The sequence below is a fragment of the Mycobacterium sp. 1245805.9 genome (assembly GCF_001672915.1).
Lineage (GTDB): Bacteria > Actinomycetota > Actinomycetes > Mycobacteriales > Mycobacteriaceae > Mycobacterium.
In genome coordinates this window covers 31,892-48,372 of sequence record NZ_LZKR01000001.1, presented here as the reverse complement: position 1 = coordinate 48,372, position 16,481 = coordinate 31,892, and the positions used below count along the sequence as shown (strand labels likewise).

15 protein-coding genes are annotated in these 16,481 nt (G+C 70.2%); 10 read left to right on the top strand and 5 right to left on the bottom strand.

Annotation, left to right across the window (positions count from 1 at the left end; all coding sequences use genetic code 11):
• The 10 genes from A9X00_RS00230 to A9X00_RS00185 all read left to right on the top strand — a co-directional run.
• Window positions 1-685, top strand: a 685-nt coding sequence (locus A9X00_RS00230) for a GNAT family N-acetyltransferase (RefSeq protein WP_067147485.1), incomplete at its 5' end; no start/stop codon positions are given.
• 162 nt (window positions 686-847) lie between these two features.
• A complete protein-coding gene (locus A9X00_RS00225; RefSeq protein ID WP_067147494.1) occupies window positions 848-2,668 on the top strand; it encodes a penicillin-binding transpeptidase domain-containing protein in 1,821 nt (606 codons plus the stop codon).
• Between the two features lie 45 nt (window positions 2,669-2,713).
• Window positions 2,714-3,301 carry a DUF1707 domain-containing protein gene (locus A9X00_RS00220; RefSeq protein WP_067147482.1) on the top strand — a complete coding sequence of 196 codons (588 nt, stop codon included), beginning with the start codon at window positions 2,714-2,716 and terminating at the stop codon, window positions 3,299-3,301.
• Between the two features lie 112 nt (window positions 3,302-3,413).
• A complete protein-coding gene (gene map / locus A9X00_RS00215; RefSeq protein WP_067147491.1) occupies window positions 3,414-4,271 on the top strand; it encodes a type I methionyl aminopeptidase in 858 nt (285 codons plus the stop codon).
• Window positions 4,272-4,341: 70 nt separating this feature from the next.
• The gene (locus tag A9X00_RS00210) at window positions 4,342-5,838 is read left to right on the top strand and encodes a cobyric acid synthase (protein WP_067147481.1); all 1,497 of its coding nucleotides are present in this window, start codon (window positions 4,342-4,344) and stop codon (window positions 5,836-5,838) included.
• 59 nt (window positions 5,839-5,897) lie between these two features.
• Window positions 5,898-6,449 (top strand): alpha/beta hydrolase, encoded by a 552-nt coding sequence (locus A9X00_RS00205; RefSeq protein WP_067147478.1) that lies wholly within the window; start codon window positions 5,898-5,900, stop codon window positions 6,447-6,449.
• Window positions 6,443-7,822 (top strand): glutamine synthetase family protein, encoded by a 1,380-nt coding sequence (locus A9X00_RS00200; RefSeq protein ID WP_067147475.1) that lies wholly within the window; start codon window positions 6,443-6,445, stop codon window positions 7,820-7,822. The genes A9X00_RS00205 and A9X00_RS00200 overlap by 7 nt, the downstream gene beginning before the upstream one ends.
• Window positions 7,809-8,528, top strand: a complete 720-nt coding sequence (locus A9X00_RS00195; RefSeq protein ID WP_067147472.1) for a gamma-glutamyl-gamma-aminobutyrate hydrolase family protein — start codon at window positions 7,809-7,811, stop codon at window positions 8,526-8,528. The genes A9X00_RS00200 and A9X00_RS00195 overlap by 14 nt, the downstream gene beginning before the upstream one ends.
• Window positions 8,525-9,892, top strand: a complete 1,368-nt coding sequence (locus A9X00_RS00190; protein WP_067147469.1) for an aldehyde dehydrogenase — start codon at window positions 8,525-8,527, stop codon at window positions 9,890-9,892. The genes A9X00_RS00195 and A9X00_RS00190 overlap by 4 nt, the downstream gene beginning before the upstream one ends.
• Complete coding sequence (locus tag A9X00_RS00185; protein ID WP_067147466.1) at window positions 9,892-10,665, top strand: 3-oxoacyl-ACP reductase; 774 nt, start codon at window positions 9,892-9,894, stop codon at window positions 10,663-10,665. The genes A9X00_RS00190 and A9X00_RS00185 overlap by 1 nt, the downstream gene beginning before the upstream one ends.
• Before the next feature lie 524 nt (window positions 10,666-11,189).
• On the opposite strand, the gene A9X00_RS00180 is transcribed toward A9X00_RS00185, so the two are convergent.
• The 5 genes from A9X00_RS00180 to hypD all read right to left on the bottom strand — a co-directional run bounded on the left by A9X00_RS00180 (window position 11,190) and on the right by hypD (window position 16,419).
• Window positions 11,190-12,122 carry a PPE family protein gene (locus tag A9X00_RS00180; RefSeq protein ID WP_067147463.1) on the bottom strand — a complete coding sequence of 311 codons (933 nt, stop codon included), beginning with the start codon at window positions 12,120-12,122 and terminating at the stop codon, window positions 11,190-11,192.
• A 578-nt stretch (window positions 12,123-12,700) separates the two neighbouring features.
• The gene (locus tag A9X00_RS00170) at window positions 12,701-13,822 is read right to left on the bottom strand and encodes an alkaline phosphatase family protein (protein WP_067147458.1); all 1,122 of its coding nucleotides are present in this window, start codon (window positions 13,820-13,822) and stop codon (window positions 12,701-12,703) included.
• Between the two features lie 29 nt (window positions 13,823-13,851).
• On the bottom strand, window positions 13,852-14,496 hold the full coding sequence (locus A9X00_RS00165; RefSeq protein ID WP_067147454.1) for a hypothetical protein: 645 nt from the start codon (window positions 14,494-14,496) through the stop codon (window positions 13,852-13,854).
• Window positions 14,497-14,545: 49 nt separating this feature from the next.
• Entirely contained in the window at window positions 14,546-15,295 is a 750-nt protein-coding gene (locus A9X00_RS00160) for a DUF6390 family protein (protein WP_255363045.1), read from the bottom strand.
• The gene (gene hypD, locus A9X00_RS00155) at window positions 15,292-16,419 is read right to left on the bottom strand and encodes a hydrogenase formation protein HypD (RefSeq protein ID WP_067147448.1); all 1,128 of its coding nucleotides are present in this window, start codon (window positions 16,417-16,419) and stop codon (window positions 15,292-15,294) included. Before hypD ends, A9X00_RS00160 begins: the two co-directional genes overlap by 4 nt.
• Between the last annotated feature and the right edge of the window lie 62 nt (window positions 16,420-16,481).

Genomic DNA, 16,481 nt, shown 5'->3' with positions numbered 1-16,481 from the left:
GACGCGCCGCGGCCCCGACGAGTCGCTGTGCTTCGCCGGCGCCAACCTCATCCCGCTGCGCGGCGGACCGGCCGACCTGAACGCCTTCGCCGACGAGGCGATGAGCGCGACGCGACGCTGTTCCTCGCTGGTCGGCCGGGCCGACCTGGTGATGCCGATGTGGGAGCGCCTCGAGCCGGCCTGGGGTCCCGCGCGCGACGTGCGCGACCACCAGCCGCTGATGGCGCTGAACAGCCACCCGAACTGCGACATCGACCCCGGCGTGCGCCAGGTGCGGCCCGACGAGCTGGACGCCTACCTGGTCGCCGCGGTCGACATGTTCATCGGCGAAGTGGGCGTCGACCCGCGGCTCGGTGACGGCGGTCGCGGCTACCGCCGGCGGGTGGCCAGCCTGATCGCGGCGGGCCGGGCCTGGGCCCGCTTCGAGCATGGCCAGGTGATCTTCAAGGCCGAGGTCGGGTCGCAGTCGCCGGGCGTCGGTCAGATCCAAGGGGTTTGGGTGCACCCGGAGTGGCGCGGCCTCGGGCTGGGCACCGCGGGCACCGCGACGGTGGCCGCCGTGATCGTGGCCACCGGCCGGATCGCCAGCCTGTATGTGAACAGCTTCAACACCGTGGCCCGCGCCGCGTACGCCCGGGTGGGCTTCGCCGAGGTCGGCAACTTCGCGACGGTCCTGCTGGACTGAGGTTGCTGCTTGGCGAGCGTGCGGCCAGCCGCACACTCGGCACCGAACGTGCGGCCTGCCGCACAGTCGGCACGGGAGCGGCCGGCCTTAATACGTGCATAACAGTCGGGTCTCGGTGTGTCGGCGCTGGTGTGGGCGCAGCAGTTCATAACATTTGCACCGATGGTCACAAAAGCAACAGCAGCCTCGGCCGGCGCGAGCGTGCTGCTCGTCGCGGCGATAAGCCTGTCCGGCTGCACGCCGCGGCCCGACGGCCCCGGCCCGGCCGCCGAGAAGTTCTTCGGCGCCTTGGCGATCGGGGACACCGCGACCGCCGCACAGCTCAGCGACAACCCCAACGAGGCCCGCGAAGCGCTCAACGCCGCCTGGGCCGGCCTGCAGGCCACCCACCTGGACGCGCAGGTCCTCAGCGCCAAGTACGCCGAGGACACCGGCACGGTCGACTACCGCTTCACCTGGCACCTGCCCAAGAACCGGACCTGGAGCTATGACGGCCAGCTGAAGATGGCCCGCGACGAGGGGCGCTGGGAAGTTCGGTGGGCCACCACCGACCTGCATCCCAAGCTGGGGGAGCACCAGACGTTCGCGTTGCGGGCCGATCAGCCGCGGCGGGCTTCGGTGAACGAACTCGGGGGCAGCGACGTGCTGGCGCCGGGCTACCGCTACCACTACACGCTGGACGCCAGCCAGGCCGGGCCGCCGCAGTCGCTGAGCTTCACCACCCACACGATCGTCGACGTGCTGCGGCCGTTCAATGACACGCTGATCGACCCGCAGCTGCTCGCCGAGCGCGCCAGCTCGACACCCAACCAGTTGGACCTGGGCGTCACGCTGCTTCCCGACGACAACGACAAGGTATTTCCCGTGATCGGCAGGCTGCCCGGCATCGTGGTGACGCCTCAGCCCGAAATGCTGCCCACCGACCCGCATTTCGCGCCGGCCGTCGTCGGCGCGGTGAAGAAGGCCGTGCAGGACCAGCTGGACGGCCAGGCGGGCTGGCGGGTAGTCAGCGTCAATCAGAACAACGTCGACGTCGCCGTGCTGCACGAGGTCGAGGGGTCGCCGGCGCCGTCGGTGTCGATCACGCTGGACCGGGTCGTGCAGAACGCCGCCCAGCGCGCCGTGGACAACAAGGGCGGCAAGGCGATGATCGTGGTGATCAAGCCGTCGACGGGGGAGATCCTCGCGATCGCGCAGAACAAGGGCGCCGACGCCGACGGCCTGCCCGCCACCAACGGCCTGTTCCCGCCCGGGTCGACCTTCAAGATGATCACGGCGGGCGCCGCCATCGACCGCGACATGGCCACCCCCAACTCGATGCTGGGCTGCCCCGGCCACATCGACATCGGGCACCGCACCATCCCCAACTACGGCGGCTTCGACCTGGGCGTGGTGTCGATGTCACGCGCGTTCGCCAGCTCGTGCAACACCACTTTCGCCGAGCTGAGCAGCCGGATGCCGCCCCGCGGCCTGACCCAAACCGCCACCCGCTACGGCATCGGGCTCGACTACACCGTCGACGGCATCACCACCGTGACCGGGTCTGTGCCCCCGACGGTGGACCTGGCCGAGCGCACCGAGGACGGCTTCGGCCAGGGCAAGGTGCTGGCGAGCCCGTTCGGCATGGCCCTGGTGGCGGCCACGGTCGCGGCCGGCAAGACCCCGGTGCCGCAATTGATCGCCGGCCGCCCGACGACGGTCGAGGGTGACGACACCCCGATCAGCCCGAAGATGGTCGAGGCGCTGCGGCCGATGATGCGGCTGGTGGTGACCAACGGGACCGCCAAGGAGATCAACGGCCTTGGCGAGATCTACGGGAAGACCGGTGAGGCCGAGTTCCCCGGCGGATCGCACTCCTGGTTCGCCGGGTACCGCGGCGACCTGGCGTTCGCCGCGCTGATCGTCGGGGGTGGCAGCTCGGAGTGGGCGGTGCGGATGACGAAATTCATGTTCGAGGCCATGCCGCCGGGCTACCTGGCCTGAACTGCCCCCGTCCCGCGGGGCTCCAACAGCGGTAAATTTGCGGACATGACCGATACCGGCGGGGACATGCTGGCGTTACGGGTCTCCGACGCCGACCGGAACGGCACCATGCGGCGGCTGCACAACGCCGTCGCGCTCGGCCTGATCGACATCGACGAGTTCGAACAGCGCTCGACCCAGGTGTCCTACGCGCGCACCCGAAGCGAGCTGGACGGCCTGGTCGGCGACCTGCCCGGGCCCGGCGCGTTCGTCTCGTCGGCGGCCGACCGGGTGGAGCTGCGCGGCTGGGCCGGCTCGCTGAAGCGCCACGGCGAGTGGACCGTGCCGACCCGGCTGGCGCTGGTGCGCCGGCTCGGCTCGGTGCACCTCGACCTCACCAGGGCCCGATTCGCGGGGCCGGTGGTGATCATCGAGCTCGACATGCGGTTCGGCTCGGTGGAGGTCCGGTTGCCCGACGGCGCCAGCGCGTCGATCGACGACGTCGAGGTCTACGTCGGCAGCGCCAGCGACCGCCGCAAGGGGGCGCCCGGCGAGGGGACGCCGCACGTCGTGCTGACGGGCCGGGTGGTGTGCGGGTCGCTGATCATCCGCGGGCCGCGGCGCTCGCTGCTGCGCCGCCGCTCGGGATCCTGATTCGCTGAGCCTGTAAATCTGCAGGAGAAGTGCGAGTAGCGGCCTGCAAAATTGCAGGCTCGGCCAGTCTCGTTGAAGGCGCCGCGACGTGAGCCTCGCTAAGCTGGCCTGCATGCCAGCTCGCACCGCGCTTTCCCCCGGGGTGATATCGCCGACTCTGCCGGTGCCCGCGCGCATCCCCCGCCCCGAGTATGTCGGCAAGCCGACCGCCCGGGAGGGCAGCGAACCCTGGGTGCAGACGCCCGAGGTGATCGAGAAGATGCGCGTCGCCGGCCGGATCGCGGCGGGCGCCCTGGCCGAGGCGGGAAAGGCGGTCGCGCCCGGGGTGACGACCGACGAACTCGACCGGATCGCCCACGAGTACATGATCGACAACGGCGCCTACCCCTCGACGCTGGGCTACAAGGGCTTCCCGAAGTCTTGCTGCACGTCGCTCAACGAGGTGATCTGCCACGGAATCCCCGACTCGACCGTGATCGAGGACGGCGACATCGTCAACATCGACGTCACCGCCTACATCGACGGCGTGCACGGCGACACCAACGCGACGTTTCTGGCCGGCGACGTCTCGGAGGAGCACCGGCTGCTGGTGGAGCGCACGCACGAGGCCACGATGCGCGCGATCAACGCCGTCAAACCGGGCCGCGCGCTCTCGGTGGTCGGCCGCGTCATCGAGTCGTACGCAAACCGGTTCGGCTACAACGTCGTTCGTGACTTCACCGGCCACGGCATCGGCACCACCTTCCACAACGGGCTGGTGGTGCTGCATTACGACCAGCCCTCCGTCGCGACGGTCATCCAGCCGGGAATGACGTTCACCATCGAACCGATGATCAACCTCGGCGCGCTGGACTACGAGATCTGGGACGACGGCTGGACGGTGGTCACCAAGGACCGCAAGTGGACCGCCCAGTTCGAGCACACGCTGCTGGTCACCGACACCGGCGCCGAGATCCTCACTTGTCTCTAGCGCGAGCAGACACAGAATCGCACCGTTTCCGCGCGGAAAGTGCGATTCTGCGTCTGGTCGGCAGGGAAAGGTGAGCGGGGCTCTGCTGGTCGCGGGTACCAGCTCCGACGCCGGCAAGTCGGTGGTGGTGGCGGGCCTGTGCCGGTTGTTGGCGCGCAAGGGGATCCGGGTGGCGCCGTTCAAGGCGCAGAACATGTCCAACAACTCGGTGGTCACCGCCGAAGGCGGCGAGATCGGCCGCGCCCAGGCGATCCAGGCGCGCGCGGCGGGGCTGGAGCCCAGCGTGCGGTTCAACCCGATCCTGCTCAAGCCGGGCGGTGACCGCACCTCGCAGCTGGTGATCCGGGGCCAGGTCGCCGAATCGGTCAGCGCGGCCGGCTATTTCGAGCATCGCGACCGGCTGGCTGGCATCGTTGCGGACGAATTATCTTGCCTGCGAGACGAATTCGACGCGGTGATCTGCGAAGGCGCCGGCTCGCCGGCCGAGATCAACCTGCGGGCCACGGACTTGGCCAACATGGGACTGGCACGGGCCGCGAACCTGCCGGTGATCCTGGTCGGCGACATCGATCGCGGCGGCCTGTTGGCGCACCTGTTCGGGACGGTCGCGGTGCTCGAGCCCGAGGACCAGGCGCTGATCGCCGGGTTCGTCGTCAACAAGTTCCGCGGCGACCCCGCGCTGCTGGAACCCGGGCTGTGCCAGCTGCACACCCTCACCGGCCGCCCGACTTACGGGGTGCTGCCCTACGCCGAGGAGCTTTGGCTGGACGCCGAGGACTCGCTGTCGGTGGTCGCGCGCCGCGTCGTCGGCACGCCCGCGCCGCCGCGCGGCGATCAGTGGCTGCGGGTTGCCGCGATCCGGCTGCCCCGGATCTCCAACTCGACCGACGTCGAGGCCCTGGCCTGCGAGCCCGGCGTGCTGGTCCGCTGGATCACCGACCCCGCCGACCTGGCCGACACCGACCTGATCGTGATTCCGGGCAGCAAGGCGACCGTCGCCGACCTGGCGTGGTTGCGCGAGCGCGGCCTGGCCGGCGCGATCGTCGACCACGCCCGGGCCGGCAAGCCGGTGCTGGGCATCTGCGGCGGGTTCCAGATGGTGTGCCGGCGGATCGAGGACACGGTCGAATCGGGCGCGGGGGAGGTCGCCGGGCTTGGCCTGCTGGACGCCGACATCGCCTTCGGCCAGGCCAAGGTGCTGCGGCGCTGGCAGCGGCCGCTGTCCGGATACGAGATCCATCACGGGCGGCTGTCCCGCTGCGCCGAGCAGGCCTGGTTCGCGCAGGACGCCGAGCCGCAGGGCGTGGTCCGCGGCGCCGTCTTCGGCACCCACTGGCACGGCCTGCTCGACAACGATGACTTCCGCCGGCGTTGGCTCACAAGGGTCGCCGAGGCGGCTGGCCGCGACGGTTTCGTCGTCGCCGACACCGACGTCGCCGCGCGCCGCGACGCCCAACTCGACGCGATCGCGGACCTGCTGGCCGCCCATCTCGACGTCGACGCGGTCCTCGGGCTGCTCGACGGGCCGCCGCCGCGACCCTTCATTGCCAGTGCGTTACACCAGTAGGTGAGGAGGAAACCTCGCGCACGCTGGCCTTTGACAGGTAACGTGCGTGAGTGCACTCGATGATGACCACGCTCGACGGATTTCCCGTTCCGGTGTCCGTAGCCGGGCCGGAGAAGGGCGTCGTCGTCGTCATCCTCGGAGACCAGCAGCGTTCGCCGGTCGCCTACGACGCGGTGTGCGAGCGGCTGCATACCGCCTCGCTCCGCACGGTCGTCATCGGCCTCGATCCGCGCCTGACCGCGAAATCGGTGGTCGGCATCCTCGACTCGCTCGGCATCCGCTGGGCCGTGGTCTTCGGCGACCGCGCCGGCGCTGAGCTCGCCTGGGAGCTGGCGGCCACCCGGCTGGGCCGGTTCGTGGGCCTGGTCGTGATCGACCGCGGTCATCCGCGGGTGGCCGACCCCAAGGGCGTGGTGCTCGACGAGCACTGCCCGCCGGTGGAAATCGGCACCACCGTGTTGGTCAGCTCCCCGGCCGCCAAGGCCGTGGCGGACGCGAGCCAGCGGTACGTCTACGCCGAATACCGCGTGGTCGACCTGGGCCGGCGCAGTGTGCAGGAGTCGACGGCCCAGCTGGCCGCCGAGATCGTCCTGCGCACCAGCACGTGGTAGCGCCCTCTGCCGTGCTCACGTTGGCCGCGCTGGAAGAGCTGGTGGGCAGCGGTGCGGTGGACACCGTCATCGTGGCGTTCGCCGACATGCAGGGCAGGCTGGTCGGCAAACGCGTGTCGGCCCGGCTCTTCGTCGAGGAAATCGCTGCGCACGGCGCCGAGTGTTGCAGCTACCTGCTCGCCGTCGACGTCGACATGAACACCGTGTCCGGCTACGCGATGTCGAGCTGGGAAACCGGCTACGGCGACATGGTGATGACGCCGGATCTGGCCACCCTACGGCTCGTTCCGTGGCTGCCCGCCACAGCGCTGGTGATCGCCGACCTCGGCTGGGCCGACGGCGGCGAGGTCGCCGTCGCGCCGCGGGCGGTCCTGCGCCGCCAGCTCGCCCGGCTGGGTGAGCGCGGGCTGGCCGCCGACATCGCCACCGAGCTGGAGTTCATCGTGTTCGACGAGCCGTACCGCCAGGCCTGGGCGAGCGGCTACCGCGGGCTGACGCCGGCCAGCGACTACAACATCGACTACGCGATGCTGGCGTCGACGCGGATGGAGCCGCTGCTGCGCGACATCCGGCTGGGCATGGAGGGCGCGGGCCTGCGGTTCGAGGCCGTCAAGGGCGAATGCAACCGGGGCCAGCAGGAAATCGGGTTCCGGTACGACGAGGCGATGGTCACCTGCGACAACCACACCATCTACAAGAACGGCGCCAAGGAGATCGCCGACCAGCACGGCAAGAGCCTGACGTTCATGGCGAAATACGATGAGCGGGAAGGCAACAGCTGCCACATCCACCTGTCGCTGCGCAGGGTGGGCGGCGCCGAGAAAAGCTCCGTGTTCCACGACGGCGCCCGCCCGCACGGCATGTCGGCGACGTTTTGCGGTTTCCTCGCGGGACTGTTGGCCACCCTGCGCGAACTGACGCTTTTGTACGCGCCAAACATCAACTCCTACAAGCGATTCGCCGACGGCAGCTTTGCGCCCACCGCGATCGCGTGGGGCCTGGACAACCGCACCTGCGCGCTGCGGGTGGTCGGCCACGGGCGCAACCTGCGGGTCGAATGCCGGGTTCCCGGCGGCGACGTCAACCCCTACCTCGCTGCGGCGGCGCTGATCGCCGGGGGGCTGTACGGTATCGAACGGGGCCTCGAGCCGCCCGCGCCCTACACCGGGAACGCCTACGAGGCAGCCGACGTGCAGCGACTCCCCGCCACGCTCGCCGAGGCGGCGGCGCTGTTCGAAGGCTCGGCGCTCGCGCGGGAGGCCTTCGGCGACGACGTCGTCGCGCACTACCTGAAAAACGCCCGCGTGGAGCTGGCGGCGTTCAACGCGGCGGTCACCGACTGGGAGAGGATGCGAGGGTTTGAACGCCTCTAGGCCGGTAGTAGGCCTCACGGCTTATCTGGAGCAGGTGCGCACCGGGATCTGGGACATTCCAGCCGGGTACCTGCCCGCCGACTACTTCGAGGGCGTCGTCATGGCCGGCGGCAACGCCGTGCTGCTGCCGCCGCAGCCGGCGGACCCCGAGGCCGTCGGCCGCCTGCTGGACAGCCTGGACGCGCTGGTGATCACCGGCGGCTACGACCTCGACCCGGCGGGCTACGGCCAGGACCCGCATCCGGCCACCGACTCGCCCCGCACCGACCGCGACGCCTGGGAGTTCGCGCTGCTGCGCGGCGCGCTGGACCGCGGGATGCCGGTGCTGGGCATCTGCCGCGGCGCGCAGCTGCTCAACGTCGCGTTCGGCGGCACCCTGCACCAGCACCTGCCCGACGTCCTCGGCCACAACGGCCACCGCGCCGGCAACGGGGTGTTCAACCGGTTGCCGGTCCGCACCGTCGCGGGCACGCGCCTGTCCGCGTTGATCGGCGAGTGCGCCGACGCGCCCTGCTACCACCATCAGGCCATCGACAAGGTCGGCGACGGGCTGGTGGTCGCCGCGACGGACGCCGACGGCGTGGTCGAGGCCGTCGAGGTGCCGGGCGAGGCCTTCGCGCTTGCGGTGCAATGGCATCCGGAGAAGTCGCTCGACGACCTGCGGCTGTTCAAGGCGGTGGTGGAAGCCGCGCGGGTCACCCGATGACCCAAACCCAACTCGTCAACCCCGCCACCGAGGAAGCGCTGCGCTCGGTCGAGCTGTTCGACGCCCCCGCGGTCGACGACGCCGTGCAGCGCGCCCGGGCTGCCCAGCGGCGCTGGGCGCGGTTGGCGCCGGCGGATCGCGCGGCGGCCCTGCGCGCGTTCGCGGCCGTCGTCGACGCCCACGTCGACGAGCTGGCCGCCCTCGAGATGGCCAACTCGGGACACCCGATCGCGTCGGCCGAATGGGAGGCCGGCCACGTCCGCGACGTGCTGACCTTCTACTCGGGCAGCCCGGAACGCCTGTCCGGCAAGCAGATTCCCGTCGCCGACGGGCTCGACCTCACCTTCAACGAACCGCTGGGCGTCGTCGGTGTGATCACGCCGTGGAACTTTCCGATGCCGATCGCGTCGTGGAGCATCGCCCCCGCGCTGGCCGCCGGCAACGCCGTGTTGGTCAAGCCCGCCGAGTGGACGCCGCTGACCACGATGCGGCTGGGCGAGCTGGCGGTGCAGGCCGGCCTCGACCCGGACCTGCTGCAGGTGCTGCCCGGCAAGGGCACCGTGGTGGGGGAGCGGTTCGTCACCCACGCGGGAGTGCGCAAGGTGGTGTTCACCGGCTCCACCGAGGTGGGCAAGCGCGTCATGGCCGGCGCGGCGGCGCAGGTCAAGCGGGTGACGCTGGAACTCGGCGGCAAGAGCGCCAACATCGTCTTCGCCGACTGCGACCTGGAGCGCGCGGCGGCGACCGCGCCCGCCGGCGTGTTCGACAACGCCGGGCAGGACTGCTGCGCCCGCAGCCGGATCCTGGTGCAGCGCAGCGTCTATGACCGGTTCATGGAGTTGCTCGAGCCCGCGGTGAAGGCCGTCGCCGTCGGGGATCCCGCCTCGCGCGACACCCAGATGGGTCCGCTGGTGTCGGGCGCGCACCGCGACAAGGTCGCCTCCTACGTGCCCGACGACGCGCCCGTCGCGTTCCGCGGCACCGCGCCTTCCGGTCGCGGATTCTGGTTTCCGCCAACGGTTCTCACCCCGCAGCGCACCGACCGCGCCGTCACCGAGGAGATCTTCGGCCCCGTCGTCACCGTGTTGGCCTTCGACGACGAGCACGACGCGGTCGCGCTCGCCAACGACACCGCCTACGGGCTGTCGGGATCCATCTGGACCGACGACCTGTCCCGCGCCCTGCGGGTGTCGCGGGCGGTCGAGTCCGGCAACCTGTCGGTGAACTCGCACTCCTCGGTCCGCTACAACACGCCGTTCGGCGGGTTCAAGCAGTCCGGGCTGGGCCGCGAGCTGGGCCCCGACGCGCCACTGCATTTCACCGAGACCAAGAACGTGTTCATCGCCGTCAAGGAGGGCTCGTAATGGACCTGTCGCAGCGGCTGGCGGGCCGGGTGGCCGTGATCACCGGGGGTGCCGGCGGCATCGGGTTGGCCGCGGCGCGCCGGATGCACGCGGAAGGCGCGAGCATCGCGGTGGGTGACGTCGACCGCGACGCCGGCGCGGCGGCCGCCGAGGAGCTGTCGGGTTTGTTTGTGCCGACGGATGTTTCGGACGAGGGCGCGGTCAACGCGCTGTTCGACGCCGCGGCCGAGGCCTACGGCTGGGTCGACATCGCGTTCAACAACGCCGGCATCTCACCACCCGACGACGACCTGATCGAGAACACCGAACTCCCGGCGTGGCAACGGGTCCAGGACGTCAACCTCAAATCGGTGTACCTGTGCTGCCGGGCCGCGCTGCGGCACATGGTGCCCGCGGGCAAGGGGTCGATCATCAACACGGCGTCGTTCGTCGCGGTGCTGGGGTCGGCCACGTCGCAGATCTCCTACACCGCGTCCAAGGGCGGGGTGCTGGCCATGTCCCGGGAGTTGGGCGTGCAGTACGCGCGGCAGGGCATCCGCGTCAACGCGCTGTGCCCCGGGCCGGTCAACACCCCGCTGCTGCAAGAGCTTTTCGCCAAGGACCCCGAGCGGGCGGCGCGCCGGCTGGTGCACGTGCCGCTGGGCCGATTCGCCGAGCCGGACGAAATCGCCGCCGCGGTAGCGTTTTTGGCCAGCGACGACGCGTCGTTCATCACCGCGTCGACGTTCCTGGTCGACGGCGGCATCAGCTCCGCCTACGTCACCCCGCTCTAGGTGCCGGGAAGGCGATTTCGCCCGGCGCACATCAGGTTTCGTTTACCTCGACTGGGTTGGTGCAGGTAATCCCGGCAGCCAGGCCGAGTGACCCTCCCGAAGTCCCCGGCTTATCCCTTCGCTCGCAGCTGGGCTCCCGGGCGGAGCTGCCTGTGGGCAACTGCACCTGAAGCCGCTGTACGTGTCCGGCTCGGCGCCAACCGCATCCGGCTCGGCGCCCGCCGGTGCTGCACCAACAACACAGGAGCCGACGACGATGGCGGCGCTGACGAGTGCTTTAGTGATGACTCGGCGGTTCGCAATCGACATTACGTCCCCTCCTACAGAATTCGTGGTTTCCGTGCTCGGATCCACGCGGCGCGAGCCCTGTCGAACCGGAAGCTAGGCCCGACAGTATGTAGTGGCCACTGGTGAATCAAGTGAACTCACGACACACATGCAAAATCCATATCTGGCTGCCGATCACGCGATGTGTCGGCGCACAATGAAGTCGTGCGGCGCGGCAGGACCCGCTCGGTATGGACTTACCTACGGTCCGGAATGTCGTGCGTGCGAATCGATCTCACGAGTTTCGGCGCGACAAGATTTGCATTCGCTATGCGTTTGGTTCGTCCGGTTGAACTCCCGGGCAACCCGGGGATGCCGACCGCGCGCGCGGCGGTCCAGGCGCGTGGCACCGACAGCGTTCCGATCGATGCCCCGCTTCCAAAACTGGCGGCCGCGCGGGCGCGGCCCGGCTTCTTGAAGAGCGAGAGCAGCGCGGCCCCCTTGTTGAGGGCGTTCAGGTGCCTGATCGCGGCGCCCGACGGTGCGCACAGGGAGCTAAGCCGCGACAGCGCCGGGGTCACCGGCGACAGCGACGCCTCGAGGGGCGTCAGCGGCGATACCGAATAGGCCCGCAGCGCTTCGGGAATGGTGGACATCACCCGGCCGCCGGCGGAAACGACGTCCGGCGCCGAGCGCAGTGCCCAGGGACCCGCCGTCGTGCCCGGATATCCCGGCGGCGGGGCGAACGGGGCGAGCGTCGCCGCGTCGGCCGCGGCGACGGCGTAGGCGTTCATGGCGTAGGCGTCGCCGGCCCACATGCGCTCGTACTCGGCGTCGACATCCGCGATGGCCGGGCCGCTTTGCGCCAGGCAGTTCCGGCGGGCCAGCGTCCGCAGCTGCGCGCGGTTGGCGGTGATCGCCGACGGGGGGACCGTCGCCGCCAGCGCCGAGTGGTGGGCGCTCGCCGCCGCGGCGGCGTGGGCGCCAGCCTGCTCGGCGCGCGTCGCGGCCTCGTTGAGCCACTTCGTGTAAGGCGCCGCGCCTTCCATCATCGGTATCTGCGCCGCCGCCGCGTACAGCCCCGCGGCGAGTCGGTCCCAGGCCGTGGCGGCCACCGCCATCGATCCCGCGCCGGGGCCGGAATGCATCAGCCCGGAGTTGATCTCCGGCGGAAGCGTCGCGAAATCCATTACCACCTCTGCACCCACCCAAAAGCATGGAATCTTCCTTGAGATACGTGCGGGGGTTACAGGCGGTTCGGCCTCACAACGGTGAGTGAGCTGTGGAAACGCTGGGCGCCGGCTTTGAAAACGGGCGCTTTCATTTAGGGGGGGTTGCAACGTAAGGTTGACATAACCAGCGGTGCAGTCGGGGGCGGCGCTGACCTGTTGGCACATATCACGGGGGACGGAAGTTGTACGCGGCCACCTGCCGCCACTGCGGCAGGGAAATTGTCCAGCACCCCTCGGGGGTGTGGATCCCCCGGGATGGCTCCCTGAAAAGCGATCCCAAAGGCGTCTATTGCCTGGCGTCATCCGGCTTGCGCCGCCCCCGGATGTTGCACGAACCCATGCCCTCCGAATTGGCGGGGGCGCCCCGGTGGCTGTCCCCGGATACTTCCCGAGCGCGCGCCACCGCGGGTGCGGACAGCGACTCCGCCCGCCGGCGTAGCCGCGCGCCGCGCCTGCGTGAGATGGTCCGGACGGGTCTGCGGTGCGCCCTCCTTCGGCTGAGGAGCCTTACGCAGTTTCACATGGCCTGGTGGTGATCAGCGGCTGTCGAAAACGATCAGCGGGATCGCCATTTCGGCGGGGGTGGCCGCGCCGTGAAAGCCGATGAGGCGGGCGATTTCCGGGGGTTCGTGGGCGGTCGCCAGCACCGCGGCGTTCCCGGTGCAAACGACGACGACGTCGCCGATCCGCGCCAGGTGCGCCGGATCGACCGGCCCGAACATGCCGGTGGCCACCGCCTGCTCGCGGTCGTAGACGTCCGCCCGGCCGTCGAGCGTCTCGGCCCAGGCCGCCCGCACGTCGGGGGCGGCGCCCGGCTCGGTGTGCAGGTAGCGCACGCGCGGCTCGCCGGCGACCACGCGGACCCCGTCGCCCAGCCGCGAATCGGTGTCGAGGTCGACGCGGGCGTCCGGGGGGACGTTGAGGCCGCCGTGGTCGGCGGTCACCAGCAGCGCCGTGTTCGGCGGCAGGGTGTCGACCAGCCGGGTCAGCAGCGCGTCGACGCGCACCGCCGCCTCGTGCCACTGATCGGAGCCGATGCCGGACAGGTGGGCCGCGGTGTCCAGGTCGGCGATGTAGCCGAAGATCAGGCCGGGCCCCGCCCGCACCTCGCCGGCCAGCACCTGGGCGTAGTCATCGGTCGGCTTTGTCGGGCGGAAGCGCGCGCCGCGATACGCCGCGTCGGTCAGGCCGCTGCCGATGAACGGCGCGGGCAGCACCGCGCGCGCGGCGATGCCGGCTTGCTCGAGCCGGCCGAACCAACTCGGCAGCGGTTGCCATTCGGCGGGGGGCGGGTCGTCGTGCCACACGATGTGGGTGATCACGCGCTCGGTCCCGGGCACGTTGAGCGTGAAGCCGAGGATGCCGTGCTCGCCGGGCCGCGCGCCGGTGCCCAGGGACACCAGGCTGCTCGGCGTCGTCGAGGGAAACGTGCAGCTGAGTTCGGTCAGTCGTGCGATGCCGCCGGCCAACACGGCGGCCAGCAGCGGCGCGTCGGTGCTCAGTTTCGGTAGCAGGTGCCAGCCCATCCCGTCGACCAGCACGACCGCGACGCGGTCGACGTCGCCGACGGATTCCGCGAGGCCCAAGCGGTCGGCCCCGTCGGGGGCGCCGAGCAGGGCGGCCGCTCCCGGCAGCACGTCGCAGATCGAACCGGGCATCGGGTCAGTCTGGCACGAGCCAGACGTCCTCAGTTGGCCCGGCGCACGTTCTCGGCGACTACCGTGGAACCATCCCAACGCAGGTCGGCCTTCATCATCACGGTCCCGCAACACATTGCCTCATTCGGACCGGTGGTCATCCACGTCACATGCACGACACGGTCGGAGATGGACAGATCGGTCACGGCTTCCCTGCCGCCGTGGGTGAGGTCGCCGAGGTCGATTCCACCCAGCCGCCTGGGCCCGGTTTTTGAGAGCTGCGGGCCCGCGGTATAGAGCTGCACGGTCTCCGGCCACCCGACCCCACCGGCATTGCAGTGGATGACCATGGCGGCGTCGCCTCCGCCCCCGGTGAGGTCACCGAACGCGACCTTGTACGCGCCGGTGGTGTAGTTCAACGAGATCCCGACGTCTCCGGGATGCCCCCCTTGTGGCGGCAATTGACCGCCTCTCAGTTGGCCCGGATCATGCTCGCACAGCGCCGGCACGGGCGCGCGCTGCAAGTATTCGAAGATAACCGCGCCCTTGCCGGGCACGGGCGACGTGGTCGCCGGACTGGTCTTGGGCATCACCGTTGCGGGCGCTGTTGTGTGCGTGCACGCTGCCAGAACGGTCGCCGCGGCGATTAGCGCGAGCTTGGTGAGGACCCGCTGACGGGGGGAGTTCGTACTCATGAGCAAAGCGTCCGGGGGGAGCCTTGCCTAATCCTTGCGCGATTCTTGCCTAAACGTGCGCCAGCCGCCGACTGGTCACCCGCAGCTGACGATCGGTGCTGTCGGCAAGCGCGCCAACCTGCTCCGGTGTCAGCCGGCCGCACAGCCGGCCCCAGTGCACCGCGACCTCGTCGCCGACGGCGACGTCGGGCACGGCGCTGTACCCGTCGGCCCAGACGTCGAGCTGGCGGACCGCGGGCTCGGACAGAGTCAGGGCCCGGCCGTCCCAGAGCAGCTTCCGGCACGACACTGCGACGTCGTCGTCGTCGCGGGAAACGACTGTGCCCCAGGTGATCCGGCAGTTGTCGAGGACGCTCAGCGGGTGCTCGTCCATGCTTCCACCTTTTAAGCCCAAGAACCGGGTCCACGGATACACCCCGAACACATGGAAGCAGTGGTTGGCGGCGGCCTCGTGGGCCAGCTCGGGGGTGAGATGCGACCAGTACCGGCCCGCCTGCGGACCGATGATCGCCAGCAGCGCGTCGAAGAAAGCCTGCGGGTCCAGGCCGGCGCCGAGACCGCCGCCAAGCCAATAGGATTCGACCAGCCGGTAATCCAGCGGGTCGGCGATGCCGGTCAGCCGGGACAGCACCTGCAGGTAGGGCCAGGCCCCGGAAAACCCCGTCGCCGCGCGGCGCACCTCGTCGACGGATCCGTCGCGCAGGGTCGCCCCGAGCGGCGGCCCGCAGTAGCCCAGGGCGTTGGGGGCGTACGCGTAGCGGGCGAACATCGCTGCGCCCTTTTGCGAGCCGGACGTCAAGTGCGCCCCACCAGCTTGGCCGCGTCGCGATGCATGCGGCCGAAGTTGTAGTAGGCCGCGCACGCCCCCTCGGGCGACACCATGCACGTGCCGATCGGCGTCTCGGGGGTGCACGCGGTGCCGAAGACCTTGCACTCCCAGGGCTTGAGCACGCCCTTGAGCACCTCGCCGCACTGGCAGGCCTTGGGGTCGGCGACGCGCACGCCGGGCATGGCGAAGCGCAGCTCGGCGTCGAATTCCGCGAAGTCGTCGTGCAGCCGCAGCGCGCTCTGCGAGATGAAGCCCAGCCCGCGCCACTCGAAGTGCGGGCGCAGCGCGAACACCTTGCCCATCAGCGCCAGCGCGGCGGGGTTGCCGCGCTCGGGCACCACGCGCTTGTACTGGTTTTCCACCTCGCAGCGGCCCTCGCGGATCTGGGTCAGCAGCATCGCGACCGCCGCCAGGATGTCCAGCGGCTCGAATCCGGCCACCACCAACGGCTTTCGGTATACCTCGGGCACGAACCGGTAGGGCCGGTTGCCTACCACCGTCGACACGTGCCCGGGTCCGATGAACCCCGACAGCCGCAAATCGGGCGATTCCAGGATGGCCTTGATCGGCGGGACGATGGTGACGTGGTTGCAGAAGACGCTGAAATTGGGCAGGCCCAGCTCGCGGGCGCGCACCAGCGTCACGGCGGTCGAGGGCGCGGTGGTCTCGAAGCCGATGGCGAAGAACACGACCTGCTTGTCGGGGTTGTCGACGGCGATCTTCAGCGCGTCCAGTGGGGAGTAGACGAACCGGACGTCGGCGCCTCGCGCCTTGGCGTCCAGCAGGCTGCCGGCCGAACCCGGCACCCGCATCATGTCGCCGAAGCAGGTGAAGATCACGTCGGGTTGGCCGGCCAGCCACATCGCGTCGTCGATGCGGCCCATCGGGATCACGCAGACCGGGCAGCCCGGCCCGTGCACCAGCTCCACGTTGTCGGGCAGCAGGTGTTCGATGCCGTGGCGGTAGATGGTGTGCGTGTGCCCGCCGCACACCTCCATGAACTTGAACTGCTCACCGCCATCGGCCAAGTGCTCGATGGCGCCCAGCAGCTTGCGCGCCGCGGCCGGATCACGAAACTCGTCAACGAATTTCATCGCGCTTCCCCTCTTGGTCTGATCGCCCGACTCCTCCTCGGGCCGCTAGCGGCCCGCATCGT

Bases quoted from the DNA above. Each gene is read 5' to 3' on its own strand.
- A9X00_RS00190 (WP_067147469.1), top strand. From the start codon at position 8,525: ATGACCCAAACCCAACTCGTCAACCCCGCCACCGAGGAAGCGCTGCGC.
- map (WP_067147491.1), top strand. From the start codon at position 3,414: ATGCCAGCTCGCACCGCGCTTTCCCCCGGGGTGATATCGCCGACTCTG.
- A9X00_RS00170 (WP_067147458.1), bottom strand. From the start codon at position 13,822: ATGCCCGGTTCGATCTGCGACGTGCTGCCGGGAGCGGCCGCCCTGCTC.
- A9X00_RS00225 (WP_067147494.1), top strand. From the start codon at position 848: ATGGTCACAAAAGCAACAGCAGCCTCGGCCGGCGCGAGCGTGCTGCTC.
- A9X00_RS00185 (WP_067147466.1), top strand. From the start codon at position 9,892: ATGGACCTGTCGCAGCGGCTGGCGGGCCGGGTGGCCGTGATCACCGGG.
- hypD (WP_067147448.1), bottom strand. From the start codon at position 16,419: ATGAAATTCGTTGACGAGTTTCGTGATCCGGCCGCGGCGCGCAAGCTG.
- A9X00_RS00220 (WP_067147482.1), top strand. From the start codon at position 2,714: ATGACCGATACCGGCGGGGACATGCTGGCGTTACGGGTCTCCGACGCC.
- A9X00_RS00180 (WP_067147463.1), bottom strand. From the start codon at position 12,122: ATGGATTTCGCGACGCTTCCGCCGGAGATCAACTCCGGGCTGATGCAT.
- A9X00_RS00165 (WP_067147454.1), bottom strand. From the start codon at position 14,496: ATGAGTACGAACTCCCCCCGTCAGCGGGTCCTCACCAAGCTCGCGCTA.
- A9X00_RS00205 (WP_067147478.1), top strand. From the start codon at position 5,898: ATGATGACCACGCTCGACGGATTTCCCGTTCCGGTGTCCGTAGCCGGG.